Genomic DNA, 13,911 nt, shown 5'->3' with positions numbered 1-13,911 from the left:
CGAATTTCGTGCGGCTGCGGCCGTGCAGGCGTGCGGCCTGTCCGCCTACCTGCGCATGCCGCCCGTGTGTCGTGGCGCTGGTGCGGGGAGTGCAGGAGCAATGCAGGAGCAGGCGCGAAGTGCCGACGCTGGCCCACGCCCGGCCCATCGCGTGCGCGGCTGGTGCCCGACGGCGTGGCGCCCGATGATGGCGGGCGACGGGCTGCTGGTCCGGGTGCGCCCGGCGCTGGGCCGGATGAGCCGGGCGCAGGCGGTAGGGCTTTGCAAGGCCGCCATCGCGCTGGGCAATGGCCATATCGACATCACCAATCGCGCCGCGTTGCAGATCAGGGGCGTGAACGAGGCAGGCCACGGCGCATTGATGGAGAGGCTCGTCGCGCTGGGGTTGACGCACGCCGATGCGGATCGGGACAGGCAGATTCCTGTCCTAATCAACCCCGACTGGTCGCCGGGTGACGATAGCGCCGTCATAGCCGCTGCCTTGATCGCGCGCATGGACGAGCTGCCCGACCTGCCCGCGAAGGTCGGCTTTGCGATCGATGCGGGGCCTGCTCCGGTGCTTAGCGATGTTCCGGCTGATTTCCGGATCGAAAGAGGGACGAGCGGCACGCTGATCCTGCGCGCTGACGGGCGCACGCATGGCGTGGCCCTGAGTGCAGAGGACGCGGCCGAGGGGTTGATCCGTCATGCCCATTGGTTCGTGGCCAGCGGTGGCGCGCAGGCGGGGCGCATGGCGCGGCATTCGGCCCCGCTCCCTAACGTAGCGACTAAGTCCCCTGCCCCCGCCCGGTCCTGCGCTGCCGCCCTGTCCGCTGCGCCCGGCCCTTTTCGTGCAGCGCCCTTCGGCAGGATCGAGGCGGCTGCGCTTCTTGCCGCGATGGAGCGAGGGACGGAGGCTGTCCGGCTTACCCCCTGGCGTGGACTGGTGCTGGAAGGCAGCGGCGCTCCGTCCGATGATCCGGCCGATCCGCGCCTTTCCGCCGATCGCTGTCCTGGTGCGCCAGCCTGCCCGCAGGCAAGCGTCGCCACGCGCGATCTGGCCGCTCGGCTGGCGCCGCATGTTCGCGGACTTCATGTTTCGGGTTGCGCCAAGGGTTGCGCCCGGCCTTCGCAGGCGGCGGTGGTCCTCACCGGGCGTGACGGGCGCTTCGACATTAGCCGCAATGCGTGCGCGGGTGCGCCGCCGCTGCAAACGGGCCTGTCGCCCGATCAGATACTCGCCCTCTTCGGAGCCAATTGATGCCGCATCTCTATGAAACCGACGGCGCGGAAATCTATCGCCAGTCCTTCCGCATGATCCGGGCTGAGGCGGCGCTCGACCGCTTTGCGGCAGAGGAAGAGCGGGTTGCCGTGCGGATGATCCATGCGGCGGGCATGGTCGGCCTCGCGCCGCATATCCGCTTTTCACCGGGTTTTGCCGGTTCGGCAATCACGGCGCTGGAGGCTGGCGCGCCGATCCTGTGTGACGCGCGGATGGTGTCGGAGGGGATTACGCGCGCGCGTCTGCCCGCTGGCAATGCCATCATCTGCACCCTGAACGATCCTCAAGTGCCCGATCTCGCCCGGTCAGTGGCGAACACCCGATCGGCGGCGGCGCTGGAGCTGTGGCGTCCCCATCTGGCGGGAGCAGTGGTCGCCATCGGCAACGCCCCGACCGCGCTGTTCCACTTGCTCAACATGCTGGAAGACCCCACCTGCCCGCGCCCGGCGGCGATCATCGGCTGTCCGGTCGGTTTCGTCGGAGCGGCGGAATCGAAACAGGCGCTGTGGGAGAGCCAGCCCGCCCCCTGCTGCATCGTCGAAGGGCGGCTGGGCGGCAGCGCGATCACAGTCGCGGCCGTCAACGCGCTGGCGAGTGCGGCGGAATGAGCGGGACGATCCACGGCGTGGGGCTAGGCCCGGGCGCGCAGGACCTGATGAGCGTGCGCGCCGACCGACTGATCCGCGAGGTGCGCCACATAGCCTATTTCCGCAAGCCCGGCCGTCACGGCCATGCGCGAAAAATCGTCGAGGGGCTGCTGCGCCCCGACGCGGTCGAATATGCGATGGAATATCCGGTGACGACCGAAATTCCAGTCAGCGATCCGCGCTATAATCAGTGCCTCTCCGCCTTTTACGCCGAATGCACCGCGCATCTGCATGAACTGGCAGCGGCGGGCGAGGATGTGGTCGTGCTGTGCGAGGGCGACCCCTTTTTCTACGGCAGCTTCATGCATCTGCACAGCCGCCTGTCGCCACTCGCGCCCGTACGGATCGTGCCCGGCATCACCGGGATGTCGGGCGCCTGGACCGCGAGCGGGACGCCGATCAGCTGGGGCGACGATGTACTCACGGTGCTGATGGCGACCCTGCCCGAAGAGGAACTGGCCCGCCGCATCCATGACAGCAATGCGCTGGTCGTCATGAAGATCGGCCGCAATCTGGCCAAGCTCCGTCGCGCAGTGGAGGCGGCAGGCAAGCAGAACTGCGCCTGGTTGGTTGAATATGCGACGATGGCGGATCAGAAGATCACCCCGCTGGCCGAGGCGGAGGCGATCACCAGCTATTTTTCCATCCTGCTGATCCATGGTCAGGGTCGGCGGCCATGAGCGGATGGGTTGCGGTAGCGGGCCTCGGCCCGGGCGCTGACGCAATGGCGACACCGGAGGTGACGCAGGCGCTGGCCGAGGCGACCGATCTGGTGGGCTATGCACCCTATGTCGCGCGGGTCGCGGATCGGGCGGGCCTTGTCCGTCATGCTTCGGACAATCGGGTGGAGCTTGAACGGGCCGCTCATGCGCTGGAGATGGCGACGGCGGGACGGCGCGTGGTGGTGGCTTCGTCCGGCGATCCGGGCGTATTTGCGATGGCTTCGGCACTGTTCGAGGCGTTGGAGGCAGGGCCGCGCGCGTGGCGCGCGATCGACATTCGCGTGCTGCCGGGGATCACCGCCATGCTGGCCGCCGCGGCGCGGGCAGGTGCGCCGCTAGGCCATGATTTTTGCGCGATCAACCTGTCGGATAATCTGAAGCCTTGGGCGCTGATCGAGCGGCGGCTACGCCTCGCTTCACAAGCTGACTTCGCGATGGCCTTCTACAATCCCCGGTCAAAGGCGCGGCCCGATGGCTTTGCGCGGACGCTGGATGTGTTGCGGGAGGAATGTGGCGGGGACAGGCTGATCCTCTTTGCCCGCGCGGTATCAATGCCGGAGGAGCAATTGCGGGTCGTGACGCTGGGCGAGGCAGAGCCAAAGATGGCGGATATGCGGACGATGGTGATCGTCGGGTCGAGCAGCACGCGCCTGATCAAAGGAGCGTCCCGCCCGATCCTCTATACGCCACGATGGGCCGAATGATCGATCCAAGCCAGCACATCGCTTATGTCATGGACGGCTTGCGCCTGCGGCAGCGCGGGCCGGTCGATCATGAGGACGGGCAGGCCCAGCGTTCGCGCCGCGTCAATCTTCGCGCGGGCGCCCTCCCCTCCGGCATTTTTGGCGACGATGAGGTCGATGGCATGCGCGCGCATCAGGGCGAGATCGCCGTCCAGCGTGAAGGGGCCGCGATCGACCAGCAGATGATGGTTCGGCAGCGCGGGCGGCGCTTCGGGCGCATCGACGAAGCGGAGCAGATAATGATGCTGTGGCTGGGCGGCGAAGGCTTCGACATGCATGCGGCCGAGCGCCAGCATGACGCGCCGGGGCGTGCCGTCCAACGCTCCGACAGCGCCCGTAATATCAGGAACATGGGTCCAGCGGTCACCCTCCCCCGCTTGCCATTCCGGGCGGGTGAGGATCAGATGGGCCACCCCCGCCTCTCGCGCGGCGGCGGCGGCATTGGCGCTGATCATCGCGGCGAAGGGGTGGGTCGCGTCGATGAGGTGGGTGAACTCGCCCTCCTTCAGGAACGCCGCCAATCCAGCAGCACCGCCAAAGCCGCCGACGCGCACCGGCACCGGCTGCGCGCGCGGGTTGCCGGTGCGTCCGGCATAGCTCAACATGGCGCGCTCACCGCGTTCGGCAAGGGCCTTCGCCAGCGCGCTCGCTTCGGTCGTGCCGCCAAGGATCAGGATGTGGCGCATGGTAGCTGAAGGTCCTTGGCTGACGATCATCGGCATAGGCGAGGATGGGGCGGCGGGCCTTTCCGACGTTGCGCGCACCGCACTGAAACAGGCTCGCATCATCACCGGGGCGCCGCGCCAGCTGGCGCTGCTGCCACCCCTTAGGGCGGAACGGCTGAGCTGGCCAGTGCCCTTTGAGGATGGCGTGGAGGCGCTGCTTGCCCGGCGGGGGGAGCCGGTGGTGATGCTGGCGTCGGGGGACCCATTCTGGTTCGGCGCGGGGGTGAGCATCACACGGCATTTGCGGCCCGAGGAATGGGTGTCGCATCCGGCGCCGTCGAGTTCTTCGCTGGCGGCTTCGCGGCTGGGCTGGGCGTTGCAGGATGTCGCCTGTCATGGCCTGCATGCCGCGCCATTTACGCGGTTGAGGCCCATGCTGGCGCCGGGGCGCCGTGCCGTCATACTACTGCGTGATGGGGCGGCGGTGCAGGCGCTTGGCCGTTATTTGGCGGAGGCGGGCTTTGGCGCATCGACGCTGCATATCATGGAAGCGCTGGGCGGGCCGCGCGAGCGGGTCCGGCAGGCGTTCGCCGAGCAAATCGCCTTTGACGATATCGCGCATCCCGTGGCTGTCGGAGTGGACGTGGCGGGGGGTGGCGAAGTGATGCCATGCGTCAGCGGACTGGCGGATGACTGGTTCGACCATGACGGGCAGATCAGCAAGCGGCCGGTGCGCGCGCTGACGCTGTCGGCGCTTGCCCCCCGGCCGGGCGAGACATTGTGGGACATCGGCGCGGGATCGGGATCAATCGCGATTGAGTGGCTGCTCAGCCATGCTTCGACCCAGGCGCTGGCTTTTGAGGCTGACCCAATGCGCGCCGCGCGGGCGAAGGGCAATGCGCAGCGGCTGGGCGTCGATCGGCTGACGCTGGTCGAAGGGCGAGCCCCGGCGGTGCTGGACGGACGGGTGCGTCCGCAAGCGATCTTCATCGGCGGCGGGCTCAGCGAGGCGATGATGGAAGCGATCATCGCCCTGCCCGGTGAGCGGACACGCCTCGTCGCCAATGCGGTGACGCTGGAATCGGAAGCGCTGCTGGCCCGATGGCAGGAACAGCTGGGCGGCGAACTGCTGCGGATAGAGATGGCGAGCGCCGCGCCGATCGGCACGCGGCGGGGGTGGAAAGCCGCCTATCCGCTGGTGCAGTGGAGCGTGACGCTATGATCGTCGCTGGCTTTGGCTGTCGCAGTGAAGCGAACGAGCAAGCCTTGCGCGCGGCGCTGGACGGACATGGCGCTGGCGTCACTGCACTGGCGACCTTGGCGCATAAGAAAGCGTTGCTTGCCCCCCTCGCCTGCACCTTGGACTTGCCGCTGATCCTGATCGATCCTTGCGCGATCGAGGGAATGGACACACCCACCCGCGCCAGCGCCAGTCTGGCGGCTTACGGCACGGGCAGCGTCGCCGAAGCGGTCGCGCTGACGGCAGCGGGGCCGGGCGCGCGGCTGATCGCCGCTCGTATCATTTCGCCGGATGGCCAAGCCACCTGCGCGCTGGCCCAAGGAATATCGCCATGACCGTCCATTTCATCGGCGCCGGGCCGGGAGCGCCCGACCTGCTGACACTGCGCGGCCGCGACCTGATCGCTGCCTCCCCCGTGTGTCTCTGTGCCGGGTCGCTGGTGCCGCGCGCGCTACTCGATCATTGCCCAGCGGGTGCGCGGATCGTGAACAGCGCGCCGCTGACGCTGGACGAGATCATGGCCATCATCGCAGAGGCGGACGCGGCGGGGCAGGATGTCGCGCGGTTGCATTCAGGCGACCTGTCGATCTGGTCGGCGATGGGCGAGCAGATTCGCCGCCTCAAGGCATTGGGCATCGGTTATACGGTGACGCCGGGCGTTCCGTCCTACGCGGCGGCGGCGGCTGCGCTGGAGGCAGAGCTGACTTTACCGGGGCTGGGCCAGTCGCTCGTCCTCACGCGCACGCCGGGGCGAGCGAGCGCCATGCCTTCTGGCGAGACGCTGGCGGCCTTTGGCGCGACCGGCGCGACGTTGGCGATCCACCTGTCCGTCCACAATCTGGCGAAGGTGGTCGCGGACCTCACGCCGCTTTATGGCAGGGATTGCCCGGCGGCGATCGTGTGGCGGGCAAGCTGGCCGGACCAACTCATCGTGCGCGGGACGCTAACCACGATAGAGGAGCAGGCGGCAGGCAGGCCGGAACGCACCGCCCTCATTCTCGTGGGACCAGTACTGGGCGAGGGCGATTTTGCGGAAAGCCAGCTTTATGCGCCCGGCTATGATCGGCGATTTCGGCCCGCAACGGCGCAATCGCGCTTCGCGGGATCGGACGAATGACGCCCGGCATCCTCATCGCCGCGTCCCGATCCGGGTCGGGCAAGACGGTCATCACGCTCGGCCTGCTCAGAGCATTAAAGCGGCAGGGCCTGTGCGTTCAGCCCTATAAATGCGGGCCGGATTATATCGACACGGGCTATCACCGGCTTGCGAGTGGCCGCCCGGCCTTCAACCTCGACAGCTGGGCGATGGATGCGGCGTTGCTCCATAGTCTGGCAGGTGAAGCGGCGGACGTGGAGCTGATCATCGCGGAGGGGGTGATGGGCCTGTTCGACGGCGCACCGGCGCGGGGCGCGAGCGGCAATGGGAGCAGCGCGGACATAGCGGCGGGGCTTGGCTGGCCGGTCATCCTGATCATCGATGTGTCGGGCCAGAGCCAGTCGGCCGCCGCCATCGCGCAAGGTTTCCGCATTCTGCGGCCGGACGTGCGGGTGGCAGGCGTTATCCTCAACCGCATCGCCAGCCCGCGCCATGAGGCCATGATCCGACAGGCGATGGAGGATATCGCCATGCCCGTGCTCGGCGCGATCCCGCGATCCGATGCCTTGTCCATCCCGGAACGGCACCTTGGCCTCGTGCAGTCAGGCGAGCAGCCAGAGGTTGAGCAAGCCATCGACATGATCGCCGATCTGGTCGAGGCGCATGTCGATCTTACGGCTCTTCAAGAGGTAGCCGACGCGGTGCCCGGCACATCAGCAGCCCGCTATCGCTGCCCGCCGCCGGGTCAGCGGATCGCGCTGGCGCAGGACGCGGCCTTTTCCTTTACCTATGCCCATATTTTGAGCGGATGGCGCGCGGCGGGGGCGGAGATATTGCCTTTCTCCCCGCTCGCTGATGAAGCACCAGACCCGCAGGCCGACGCTATCTGGCTGCCCGGCGGCTATCCCGAACTGCATGCGCCACGGATCGCCAATGCCACGCGGTTTCTGGATGCACTACGCAGCCATGCACAGGACCGTCCGATCCACGGCGAATGCGGCGGCTATATGGTGTTGGGACAGGCGATCATCGATGCGCAAGGGCAGTCCCATGCGATGGCGGGACTGTTGGGGCTGGTTTCCAGCTTCGCGGAGCGGCGGCTTCAACTGGGCTATCGACAAGCGCGGCTGCTGGCACCGATGGGCGGCCATGAGGCGGGAGCGGCCTTGCGCGGGCATGAGTTTCGCTATTCGACGATCGTCGAGCAACCCGACGAGCCGCTGGCCCATGTCGCTGATGCAACGGGCGCGCCTGTTGCCGCGTCCGGATCGCACCGGGGACGGGTGACGGGCAGCTTCTTCCACCTGATCGCGGGTGCCGCATGATCCGCTTATCCCTGATCGGCATCGGCACAGGCAATCCCGATCATCTGACGCTCGCCGCCATCCGGGCGATGAACGAGGCTGACCTGATCCTGCTGCCGCGCAAGGGAGAGGCCAAGTCCGACCTGATCGACCTGCGCCGGTCCATTTGTGCGCAACTACTGACCGGCCCGGCACGCATCGCAGAGTTCGACATGCCCACCCGAACGGATCAGGCCGCCTATGTCGAGGCGGTCATAGAATGGCATGACGCGATCGCCGCGCTCTGGATGGAGCAGATCGCCCTGCACCTGCCCGATGGCGGCACGGTTGCGCTGCTCGTCTGGGGCGACCCTTCGCTCTACGACAGCAGCCTGCGGATCTCGGAGCGGCTTGGCCCATCGGTCGAGATCAGCGTCGTGCCCGGCATCACCAGCATTCAGGCGCTGACAGCAGCGCATGGCATCTGCCTCAATCGGCTGGCCGATCCGGTGCTGATCACTACCGGCCGCCAGTTGCGCGAACGGGGCTGGCCGGGCGGCATACGCGATGCCGTCGTGATGCTGGACGGGCATTGCGCATTCCAGACGCTGGAGCCGGAGGGGCTGACGATCTGGTGGGGCGCCTATCTGGGCATGGAGCATCAGTCGCTGGCCCACGGGCCTTTGGCGGTGACGGGGCCAGCGATCATTGACCGCCGGGCACAGCTGCGCCATCGGCATGGATGGGTCATGGACGTATATCTGCTGCGCCGGGACGCCTGACGAAAGAAGCGGCTCAGGCGGCGTTGACGGTCAGCTCGATTACCGGTTTGCTGATCACCGGGCTAACTCCGTCGATCGTCCCCATCGCGGCGCGGCGGCGAAATTCCGCGGCCATTGCCTGATGCATGGTCCGCGCAGACGCATCGGCGGTTGTCGCCGCAAGCTGTTCGTGCATCCGGGCTCGTTCAAGACATTCTTGTGCATTGAGGGCATGAGTCATGAAAATGCTCTCCTGCTTCTTGTTGAGCGCTCCATGCATCGCAAGATGCGACCGATCGCTGGAGCCACTCGCGAAACGCGGCAGAATTTACGCTTTTCCGCCCTGCTTTGGAAATGGAATCTTCGGGCCGCCGGGGGCTGGCCGCCACGGCGCACCGCTTCAGCCGATCCAGCCCTGCTGCGGCTGGCAACGATGGCTTTTCAATTCCTTGCGGCTCTCGGCATGAACTTCGCTTAGCGCCACTTCATAACCCCATAGATTGGCAAGGCTTTGCAACACCATTGCCGCATCGGACGCATCCAGCACCACACCGTCGATGACCGCATGTTCCAGCATCAGCGTGCGGTCGCCCGCCAGATCGACATCCACCACCTGAATATCGGGCTCCTGCCGGGCAATGTCATGCTCGCGGGCCAGCGCGCGGCGGATACGGCGATAGCCGCGCTCATCATGAATGGCATCGACGCGCAGTTCCGACTCGCTTTCCTTGTCGATCAGCTTGAACAGGCGCCACTGGCGGATAAGGTGCGGGCTAAGGAACTGCGATATGAAGCTTTCGTCGCGATAATTGGCCCAGATATCCTTCAACACCTCCACCGGATCACGCGAACCGGCAATGTCGCTGAACCATTCGCGATCCTCCGGCGTCGGGTCCATGCAAATCCGCTCAATGTCGGACATGATGCCAAAGCCCAGCGCATAGGGATTGAAGCCACCGAAATGGCCGGAATCGAACGTCGGCTGATAGACGACGCCTGTGTGCGACTGGATAAACTCCATGAAAGCGCCATCGGTGATCCAGCCGCGATCGTGCAGGATCGTCATGATGCGATAATGGGTATAGGTCGCACACCCCTCGTTCATCGCCTTGGTCTGGCGCTGGGGATAGAAATATTGGGCGATCAGGCGGACGATGCGCAATATCTCGCGCTGCCAGCTTTGAAGCAGCGGCCCGGTCTTTTCCAGGAAATAGAGGATATTTTCCTGCGGCAGGCCCAGCGCGGCGCGGCGCTCGTCCGAGGGGACGGCAGCCGCCTTCGCGCCAACCGGCACCGTGCGCCAAAGATCATCATAGATACGGTCGCGATAGGCCTGGCGCTCCGCCTCCCGTTCGGCCTCCGCCTTCAAATCGCGGGGACGAATGCGCGGATAACGATGCACGCCCTGGTTCATCAACGCGTGAGCAGCATCCAGCACCCGCTCGACGGCGAGCTGGCCAAAACGCTCCTCGCAACTGGCGATGTAGCCTTTGGCGAACTCCAGATAGTCCAGAATGCCCTCCGCATCGGTCCATTGGCGAAAGACATAATTATTTTTGAAGAAGTGGTTATGCCCAAAGGCGGCATGAGCGATGACCAGCGTCTGCATGGTCGCGCTGTTTTCCTGCATCAGATAGTTGATGCACGGGTCACTGTTGATCACCAGCTCATAGGCTAGGCCACGAAGCCCTTTGCGGTAGAGCATCTCATTGGTCACGAACTGTTTGCCGAACGACCAATGTTTGTAAAATAGCGGCATGCCGATCGACGAATAGGCATCCAGCATCTGTTCGGCACTGATGATCTCTATCTGATTGGGATAGATGTTGAGCTTCATCTCCTGAAGCGCGATCGGCTCGATCACTTCATAGATGCGATTGATCAACGAGAAATCCCAGTCGCTGCCGGTGAACAGCGGGGCGGGTGCGCGCGCGCCCGTCAAGCGGGCGTCCTTTCACCCACGCCGCGCCGCTGGAACAGCTCACGGAACACCGGATATATTTCCCGCCGGTGTGACACCTTGCGCATGGTGAATTGCCGGTTCGCCTGACTGACGGGTGCATAGGCTTCCCAAAGCCCCGTGGTGGAGGTCGCAGCCTCGATAGAGGCGAACTCTTCCCGACCCACTTCCAAATAGGCGAAATATTGGCAGAAGGGCAGGATTTCATTCTGCATCAGGTTGGCCACGCGCGCATTGTCCGACGCCAGCGTGTCTCCATCGGAAGCCTGCGCGACATAGATGTTCCAGTCGCTCGGGCTGTACCGATCCTTCACCACCTCGATCAGCTTGTCGAGCGCGCTTGATACCAGCGTCCCGCCCGTCACCGTGCTGTAGAAGAAGGTTTCCTCGTCCACTTCGGCGGCACGGTCGGTATGGTGGATGAACACCACATCGACATGCTCGTAACAGCGCGACAGGAAGAGGTGCAGCAGCGCAAAGAAGCGCTTGGCGAGATCCTTCATATGCGCCGTCATGGAACCCGATACGTCCATCAGGCAGAACATCACCGCCTGAGCCACGGGCCGGGGGACAGGCTCGAAACGGCGAAAGCGTAGGTCAACAGGGTCGATATAGGCGATGAGGTTGCGGCGGCGAATGATCTGCACCCGCTCCTCCCGCAGCCTTTCCAGCGTCACGGCATCGTCGGGCAATGGCACCGCACGCCCCTCGATCTCGGCGATGGCCTCGTCAATCCGGCTAAGGTCGCGGCCACTTGGACGGCGCAGCGAGATGCGGCGGGACATGGCCTTCTGCATCGTGCGCGGAACAGACAGGTTGGACGGGTTTCCGATCGTGGAGTAACCCGCGCGGCGTATCCCCTCTATCTTGCCCGCGACCAGCTTCTTCTTGGCCATATCGGGCAGTTCAAGATCGTCGAGGAACAGGTCAAGAAACTCCTCCCGGCTGAGCGCGAAGCGGAAATCATCCTCATCCTCGCCCTCCCCCGCCTGTGCCCCGCCACCGCCGCCGCCACCATCGGGGCGCTTGATCCGGTCGCCTTCCAGAAACTCTCGATTGCCCGGCAGCACGCGTTCCCGGTCGCCCCCCTTTGCCGCGCGGTGCAGCGTCGGTTCGTGGATCGCGTCCCGGCGGATGGTGATTTCGCCTTCTCCGGCGAGGTCCTTGATGCTGCGGTCCTTCAGGCTGTCGCGCACCGCCTGACTGACATAGGCCTTCGCCCTCCTCAGGAACCGTTGCCGGTTGACAAGGCTCTTGCCCCCTGGGTTCAGCCGTCTGTCGACTATGTGCATGGTGGGCCAAGCGCCTCCATCTATTTATCCGGCCTGCTTGACCCTTATATACCATTCCACCAGCCGACGGACCTGCCGTTCGGTGTAGCCCCGCTCGATCATGCGCGCGACGAACTCGTCATGCTTGCTCGCCGTGTCGCCATCCTTCTTGGACCCGAAGCTGATGACGGGCAGAAGGTCCTCGACCTGGCTGAACATCCGCTTTTCGATGACTTCGCGAATCTTCTCATAGCTCGTCCAGCTGGGATTGCGCCCGTCATTACTGGCCCGCATGCGCAGCGCGAACTTCACCACCTCGTTCCGGAAATCCTTGGGATTGGCGATCCCGGCGGGCTTTTCGGTCTTGGTGAGTTCCTGATTGATGACCTCCCGGTCCAGAAGCTGCCCCGTGTCCGGGTCCTTGAAGTCCAGATCCTCGATCCACGCGTCGGCATAGGCGACATAGCGGTCGAACAGGTTCTGGCCGTAGTCGTTATAGCTTTCCAGATAGGCCTTCTGGATTTCATTGCCGATGAACTCTGCATAGCGCGGCGCAAGCTCGCCCTTGATGAATTCCAGATATTTGGCCTCGACATCGGCGGGGAATTGTTCCTGCCGGACCATCCCTTCCAACACATACATGAGGTGGACCGGATCGGCGGCTATTTCGCTGCTGTCATGGTTGAAGGTCGCCGACAGCGCCTTGAAGGCGAAGCGGGTCGATGTGCCCGACATGCCCTCATCCACCCCGGCGGCATCTCGATATTCCTGCATGCTCTTGGCGCGCGGATCGATCTCCCGCAGCATTTCGCCGTCATAAACGCGCATCTTGGAATAGAGATTGCTGTTCTCATGCTCCCGCAGCCGCGTGAGGACAGAAAAGCGCGCGAGCATGTCCAGTGTCCCCGGAGCGCAGGGCGCCTTGCTGAGGTCCGACTCCCTCAGCAGCTTTTCATACACATGTCGTTCTTCGGTAGCCTGCAAGCTATAGGGCACCTTGATAACATAAATGCGGTCGATGAAAGCTTCGTTATTCTTGTTATTCTTGAAATTCGCCCATTCCGATTCATTGGAATGCGCCATGATGATGCCGTTAAAGGGAATGGCCCCGATATTTTCGGTGCCGATATAATTGCCCTCCTGCGTCGCGGTCAGCAGCGGGTGGAGCATCTTGATCGGCGCCTTGAACATCTCGACAAATTCGAGCATCCCCTGGTTCGCACGATTAAGGCCGCCCGAATAGCTGTAGGCATCGGGATCATTCTGCGACAGCATCTCCAGCTTGCGAATATCGACCTTGCCAACCAGCGAGCTGATGTCCTGATTATTCTCGTCGCCCGGCTCGGTCTTGGCGATGGCGATCTGCCGCATACGCGATGGCATCAGGCGGATGACCTTGAACTGCGAGATATCGCCAGAAAACTCATCCAGCCGCTTGCGCGCCCATGGGCTGATCATGCCGGTCAGGCGGCGGCGCGGGATGCCGTAATTTTCCTCGATGAACGCGCCGTGCGTTTCCGCATCGAACAGGGCGAGCGGGCTTTCGAAGATCGGGCTGATCTCATCCCCGGCCTTCAGCGCATAGATGGGATGCGTTTCCATCAACGCCTTGAGCCGTTCCGCCAGCGAAGACTTGCCGCCACCGACCGGGCCGAGCAGATAGAGAATCTGCTTACGCTCCTCCAACCCTTGGCTGGCATGACGCAGGAAGCTGACGATATGTTCGATGGTCGCTTCCATGCCGTAGAAATTGGCGAAACTTTTGTATCGGCGGATGGTGCGGTTCATGAAGATCCGCCCGAGCCGTTGGTCGCGGGATGTGTCTATGATCTCCGGCTCGCCGATCGCCGCCAGCAGGCGTTCCGGTGCTGATGCATGCATCAAAGGATCATTGCGGCATCCCAGCAAATAATCCTCAATCGACATCTCGGCTTGACGCCGTTCGTCAAAATTCCGGGTGAAGCTCGAAAACAGTTCGCTTTTCGTCACTGACGACTCCCGCCGCAGTAGTCATGTTACGAATATAATACGCGCGAGCCCGCAAAAATAGTCCTACAAAATTGAATGAGTGTAAAAATTATTCCTGACCGTCCGGATATTTCAGGATAAGCTGCCTGCGGGACGCGTGCACCTTGGCCATGTGTGCGCCCCGCTGCAAACCTCTGTCGCAGCAAGCGGAGCGAGCCTCCTTGCTCCGCTCCCGACGCCTTACTTCTTACCGTTGCCGTTGCCCGAGCTTCCATTCCCGGAACTGCCGTTACC

The 13,911-nt window shown here is 64.2% G+C and carries 14 protein-coding genes; 9 read left to right on the top strand and 5 right to left on the bottom strand.

Annotated features, from left to right (window positions below; translation table 11 throughout):
• Positions 1-184: 184 nt before the first annotated feature.
• Genes IZV00_RS18495 through cobJ form a run of 4 tightly spaced genes read left to right on the top strand, consistent with a single transcriptional unit; the run spans position 185 to position 3,334 of the window.
• Positions 185-1,240 (top strand): cobalamin biosynthesis protein CobG, encoded by a 1,056-nt coding sequence (locus IZV00_RS18495; RefSeq protein WP_196227531.1) that lies wholly within the window; start codon positions 185-187, stop codon positions 1,238-1,240.
• The gene (locus tag IZV00_RS18490) at positions 1,240-1,869 is read left to right on the top strand and encodes a precorrin-8X methylmutase (RefSeq protein WP_196227055.1); all 630 of its coding nucleotides are present in this window, start codon (positions 1,240-1,242) and stop codon (positions 1,867-1,869) included. Before IZV00_RS18495 ends, IZV00_RS18490 begins: the two co-directional genes overlap by 1 nt.
• Positions 1,866-2,588, top strand: coding sequence for a precorrin-2 C(20)-methyltransferase (cobI, locus tag IZV00_RS18485; RefSeq protein WP_196227054.1), 723 nt, complete (start codon positions 1,866-1,868; stop codon positions 2,586-2,588). The genes IZV00_RS18490 and cobI overlap by 4 nt, the downstream gene beginning before the upstream one ends.
• Positions 2,585-3,334, top strand: coding sequence for a precorrin-3B C(17)-methyltransferase (gene cobJ, locus IZV00_RS18480; protein ID WP_196227053.1), 750 nt, complete (start codon positions 2,585-2,587; stop codon positions 3,332-3,334). Before cobI ends, cobJ begins: the two co-directional genes overlap by 4 nt.
• Here the strand turns inward: cobJ and IZV00_RS18475 are convergent.
• On the bottom strand, positions 3,310-4,059 hold the full coding sequence (locus tag IZV00_RS18475; protein ID WP_196227052.1) for a cobalt-precorrin-6A reductase: 750 nt from the start codon (positions 4,057-4,059) through the stop codon (positions 3,310-3,312). The two genes, cobJ and IZV00_RS18475, sit on opposite strands and share 25 nt — an antisense overlap.
• Between IZV00_RS18475 and cbiE the strand changes: the two genes are divergently transcribed.
• From cbiE to cobF, 5 genes are read left to right on the top strand one after another with little or no spacing between them, the layout of a single operon-like run.
• Positions 4,058-5,260 (top strand): precorrin-6y C5,15-methyltransferase (decarboxylating) subunit CbiE, encoded by a 1,203-nt coding sequence (cbiE, locus tag IZV00_RS18470; protein ID WP_196227051.1) that lies wholly within the window; start codon positions 4,058-4,060, stop codon positions 5,258-5,260. The genes IZV00_RS18475 and cbiE overlap by 2 nt on opposite strands.
• A complete protein-coding gene (locus IZV00_RS18465; protein WP_196227050.1) occupies positions 5,257-5,613 on the top strand; it encodes a cobalamin biosynthesis protein in 357 nt (118 codons plus the stop codon). Before cbiE ends, IZV00_RS18465 begins: the two co-directional genes overlap by 4 nt.
• Positions 5,610-6,395 carry a precorrin-4 C(11)-methyltransferase gene (gene cobM, locus IZV00_RS18460; protein WP_196227049.1) on the top strand — a complete coding sequence of 262 codons (786 nt, stop codon included), beginning with the start codon at positions 5,610-5,612 and terminating at the stop codon, positions 6,393-6,395. Before IZV00_RS18465 ends, cobM begins: the two co-directional genes overlap by 4 nt.
• Positions 6,392-7,699: a cobyrinate a,c-diamide synthase gene (locus IZV00_RS18455; protein ID WP_196227048.1), complete on the top strand. Its 1,308-nt coding sequence runs from the start codon at positions 6,392-6,394 to the stop codon at positions 7,697-7,699. The genes cobM and IZV00_RS18455 overlap by 4 nt, the downstream gene beginning before the upstream one ends.
• The gene (gene cobF, locus IZV00_RS18450; RefSeq protein ID WP_196227047.1) at positions 7,696-8,439 is read left to right on the top strand and encodes a precorrin-6A synthase (deacetylating); all 744 of its coding nucleotides are present in this window, start codon (positions 7,696-7,698) and stop codon (positions 8,437-8,439) included. Before IZV00_RS18455 ends, cobF begins: the two co-directional genes overlap by 4 nt.
• A gap of 13 nt (positions 8,440-8,452) precedes the next feature.
• Here the strand turns inward: cobF and IZV00_RS18445 are convergent, their stop codons facing one another.
• From IZV00_RS18445 to IZV00_RS18430, 4 genes are all read right to left on the bottom strand, one after another.
• Complete coding sequence (locus IZV00_RS18445) at positions 8,453-8,614, bottom strand: hypothetical protein (RefSeq protein ID WP_230463429.1); 162 nt, start codon at positions 8,612-8,614, stop codon at positions 8,453-8,455.
• A gap of 204 nt (positions 8,615-8,818) precedes the next feature.
• Positions 8,819-10,360, bottom strand: a complete 1,542-nt coding sequence (locus IZV00_RS18440; protein WP_196227045.1) for a SpoVR family protein — start codon at positions 10,358-10,360, stop codon at positions 8,819-8,821.
• The gene (locus IZV00_RS18435) at positions 10,357-11,670 is read right to left on the bottom strand and encodes a YeaH/YhbH family protein (protein ID WP_196227044.1); all 1,314 of its coding nucleotides are present in this window, start codon (positions 11,668-11,670) and stop codon (positions 10,357-10,359) included. Before IZV00_RS18435 ends, IZV00_RS18440 begins: the two co-directional genes overlap by 4 nt.
• Before the next feature lie 24 nt (positions 11,671-11,694).
• Positions 11,695-13,638 carry a PrkA family serine protein kinase gene (locus IZV00_RS18430; protein ID WP_196227043.1) on the bottom strand — a complete coding sequence of 648 codons (1,944 nt, stop codon included), beginning with the start codon at positions 13,636-13,638 and terminating at the stop codon, positions 11,695-11,697.
• Positions 13,639-13,911: the final 273 nt, after the last annotated feature.

The organism is Sphingobium sp. Cam5-1, assembly GCF_015693305.1.
Classification (GTDB): Bacteria; Pseudomonadota; Alphaproteobacteria; order Sphingomonadales; family Sphingomonadaceae; genus Sphingobium.
Note: the sequence above shows the minus strand (reverse complement) of the source record. Positions and strands in the feature narration are given on the sequence as shown.

What these genes read in the sequence shown, in the direction of transcription:
- IZV00_RS18495 (WP_196227531.1), top strand. Translation starts at nt 185, where the DNA reads ATGATGGCGGGCGACGGGCTGCTGGTCCGGGTGCGCCCGGCGCTGGGC.
- IZV00_RS18490 (WP_196227055.1), top strand. Translation starts at nt 1,240, where the DNA reads ATGCCGCATCTCTATGAAACCGACGGCGCGGAAATCTATCGCCAGTCC.
- cobI (WP_196227054.1), top strand. Translation starts at nt 1,866, where the DNA reads ATGAGCGGGACGATCCACGGCGTGGGGCTAGGCCCGGGCGCGCAGGAC.
- cobJ (WP_196227053.1), top strand. Translation starts at nt 2,585, where the DNA reads ATGAGCGGATGGGTTGCGGTAGCGGGCCTCGGCCCGGGCGCTGACGCA.
- cbiE (WP_196227051.1), top strand. Translation starts at nt 4,058, where the DNA reads ATGGTAGCTGAAGGTCCTTGGCTGACGATCATCGGCATAGGCGAGGAT.
- IZV00_RS18475 (WP_196227052.1), bottom strand. Translation starts at nt 4,059, where the DNA reads ATGCGCCACATCCTGATCCTTGGCGGCACGACCGAAGCGAGCGCGCTG.
- IZV00_RS18465 (WP_196227050.1), top strand. Translation starts at nt 5,257, where the DNA reads ATGATCGTCGCTGGCTTTGGCTGTCGCAGTGAAGCGAACGAGCAAGCC.
- cobM (WP_196227049.1), top strand. Translation starts at nt 5,610, where the DNA reads ATGACCGTCCATTTCATCGGCGCCGGGCCGGGAGCGCCCGACCTGCTG.
- IZV00_RS18455 (WP_196227048.1), top strand. Translation starts at nt 6,392, where the DNA reads ATGACGCCCGGCATCCTCATCGCCGCGTCCCGATCCGGGTCGGGCAAG.
- cobF (WP_196227047.1), top strand. Translation starts at nt 7,696, where the DNA reads ATGATCCGCTTATCCCTGATCGGCATCGGCACAGGCAATCCCGATCAT.
- IZV00_RS18445 (WP_230463429.1), bottom strand. Translation starts at nt 8,614, where the DNA reads ATGCACGAACAGCTTGCGGCGACAACCGCCGATGCGTCTGCGCGGACC.
- IZV00_RS18435 (WP_196227044.1), bottom strand. Translation starts at nt 11,670, where the DNA reads ATGCACATAGTCGACAGACGGCTGAACCCAGGGGGCAAGAGCCTTGTC.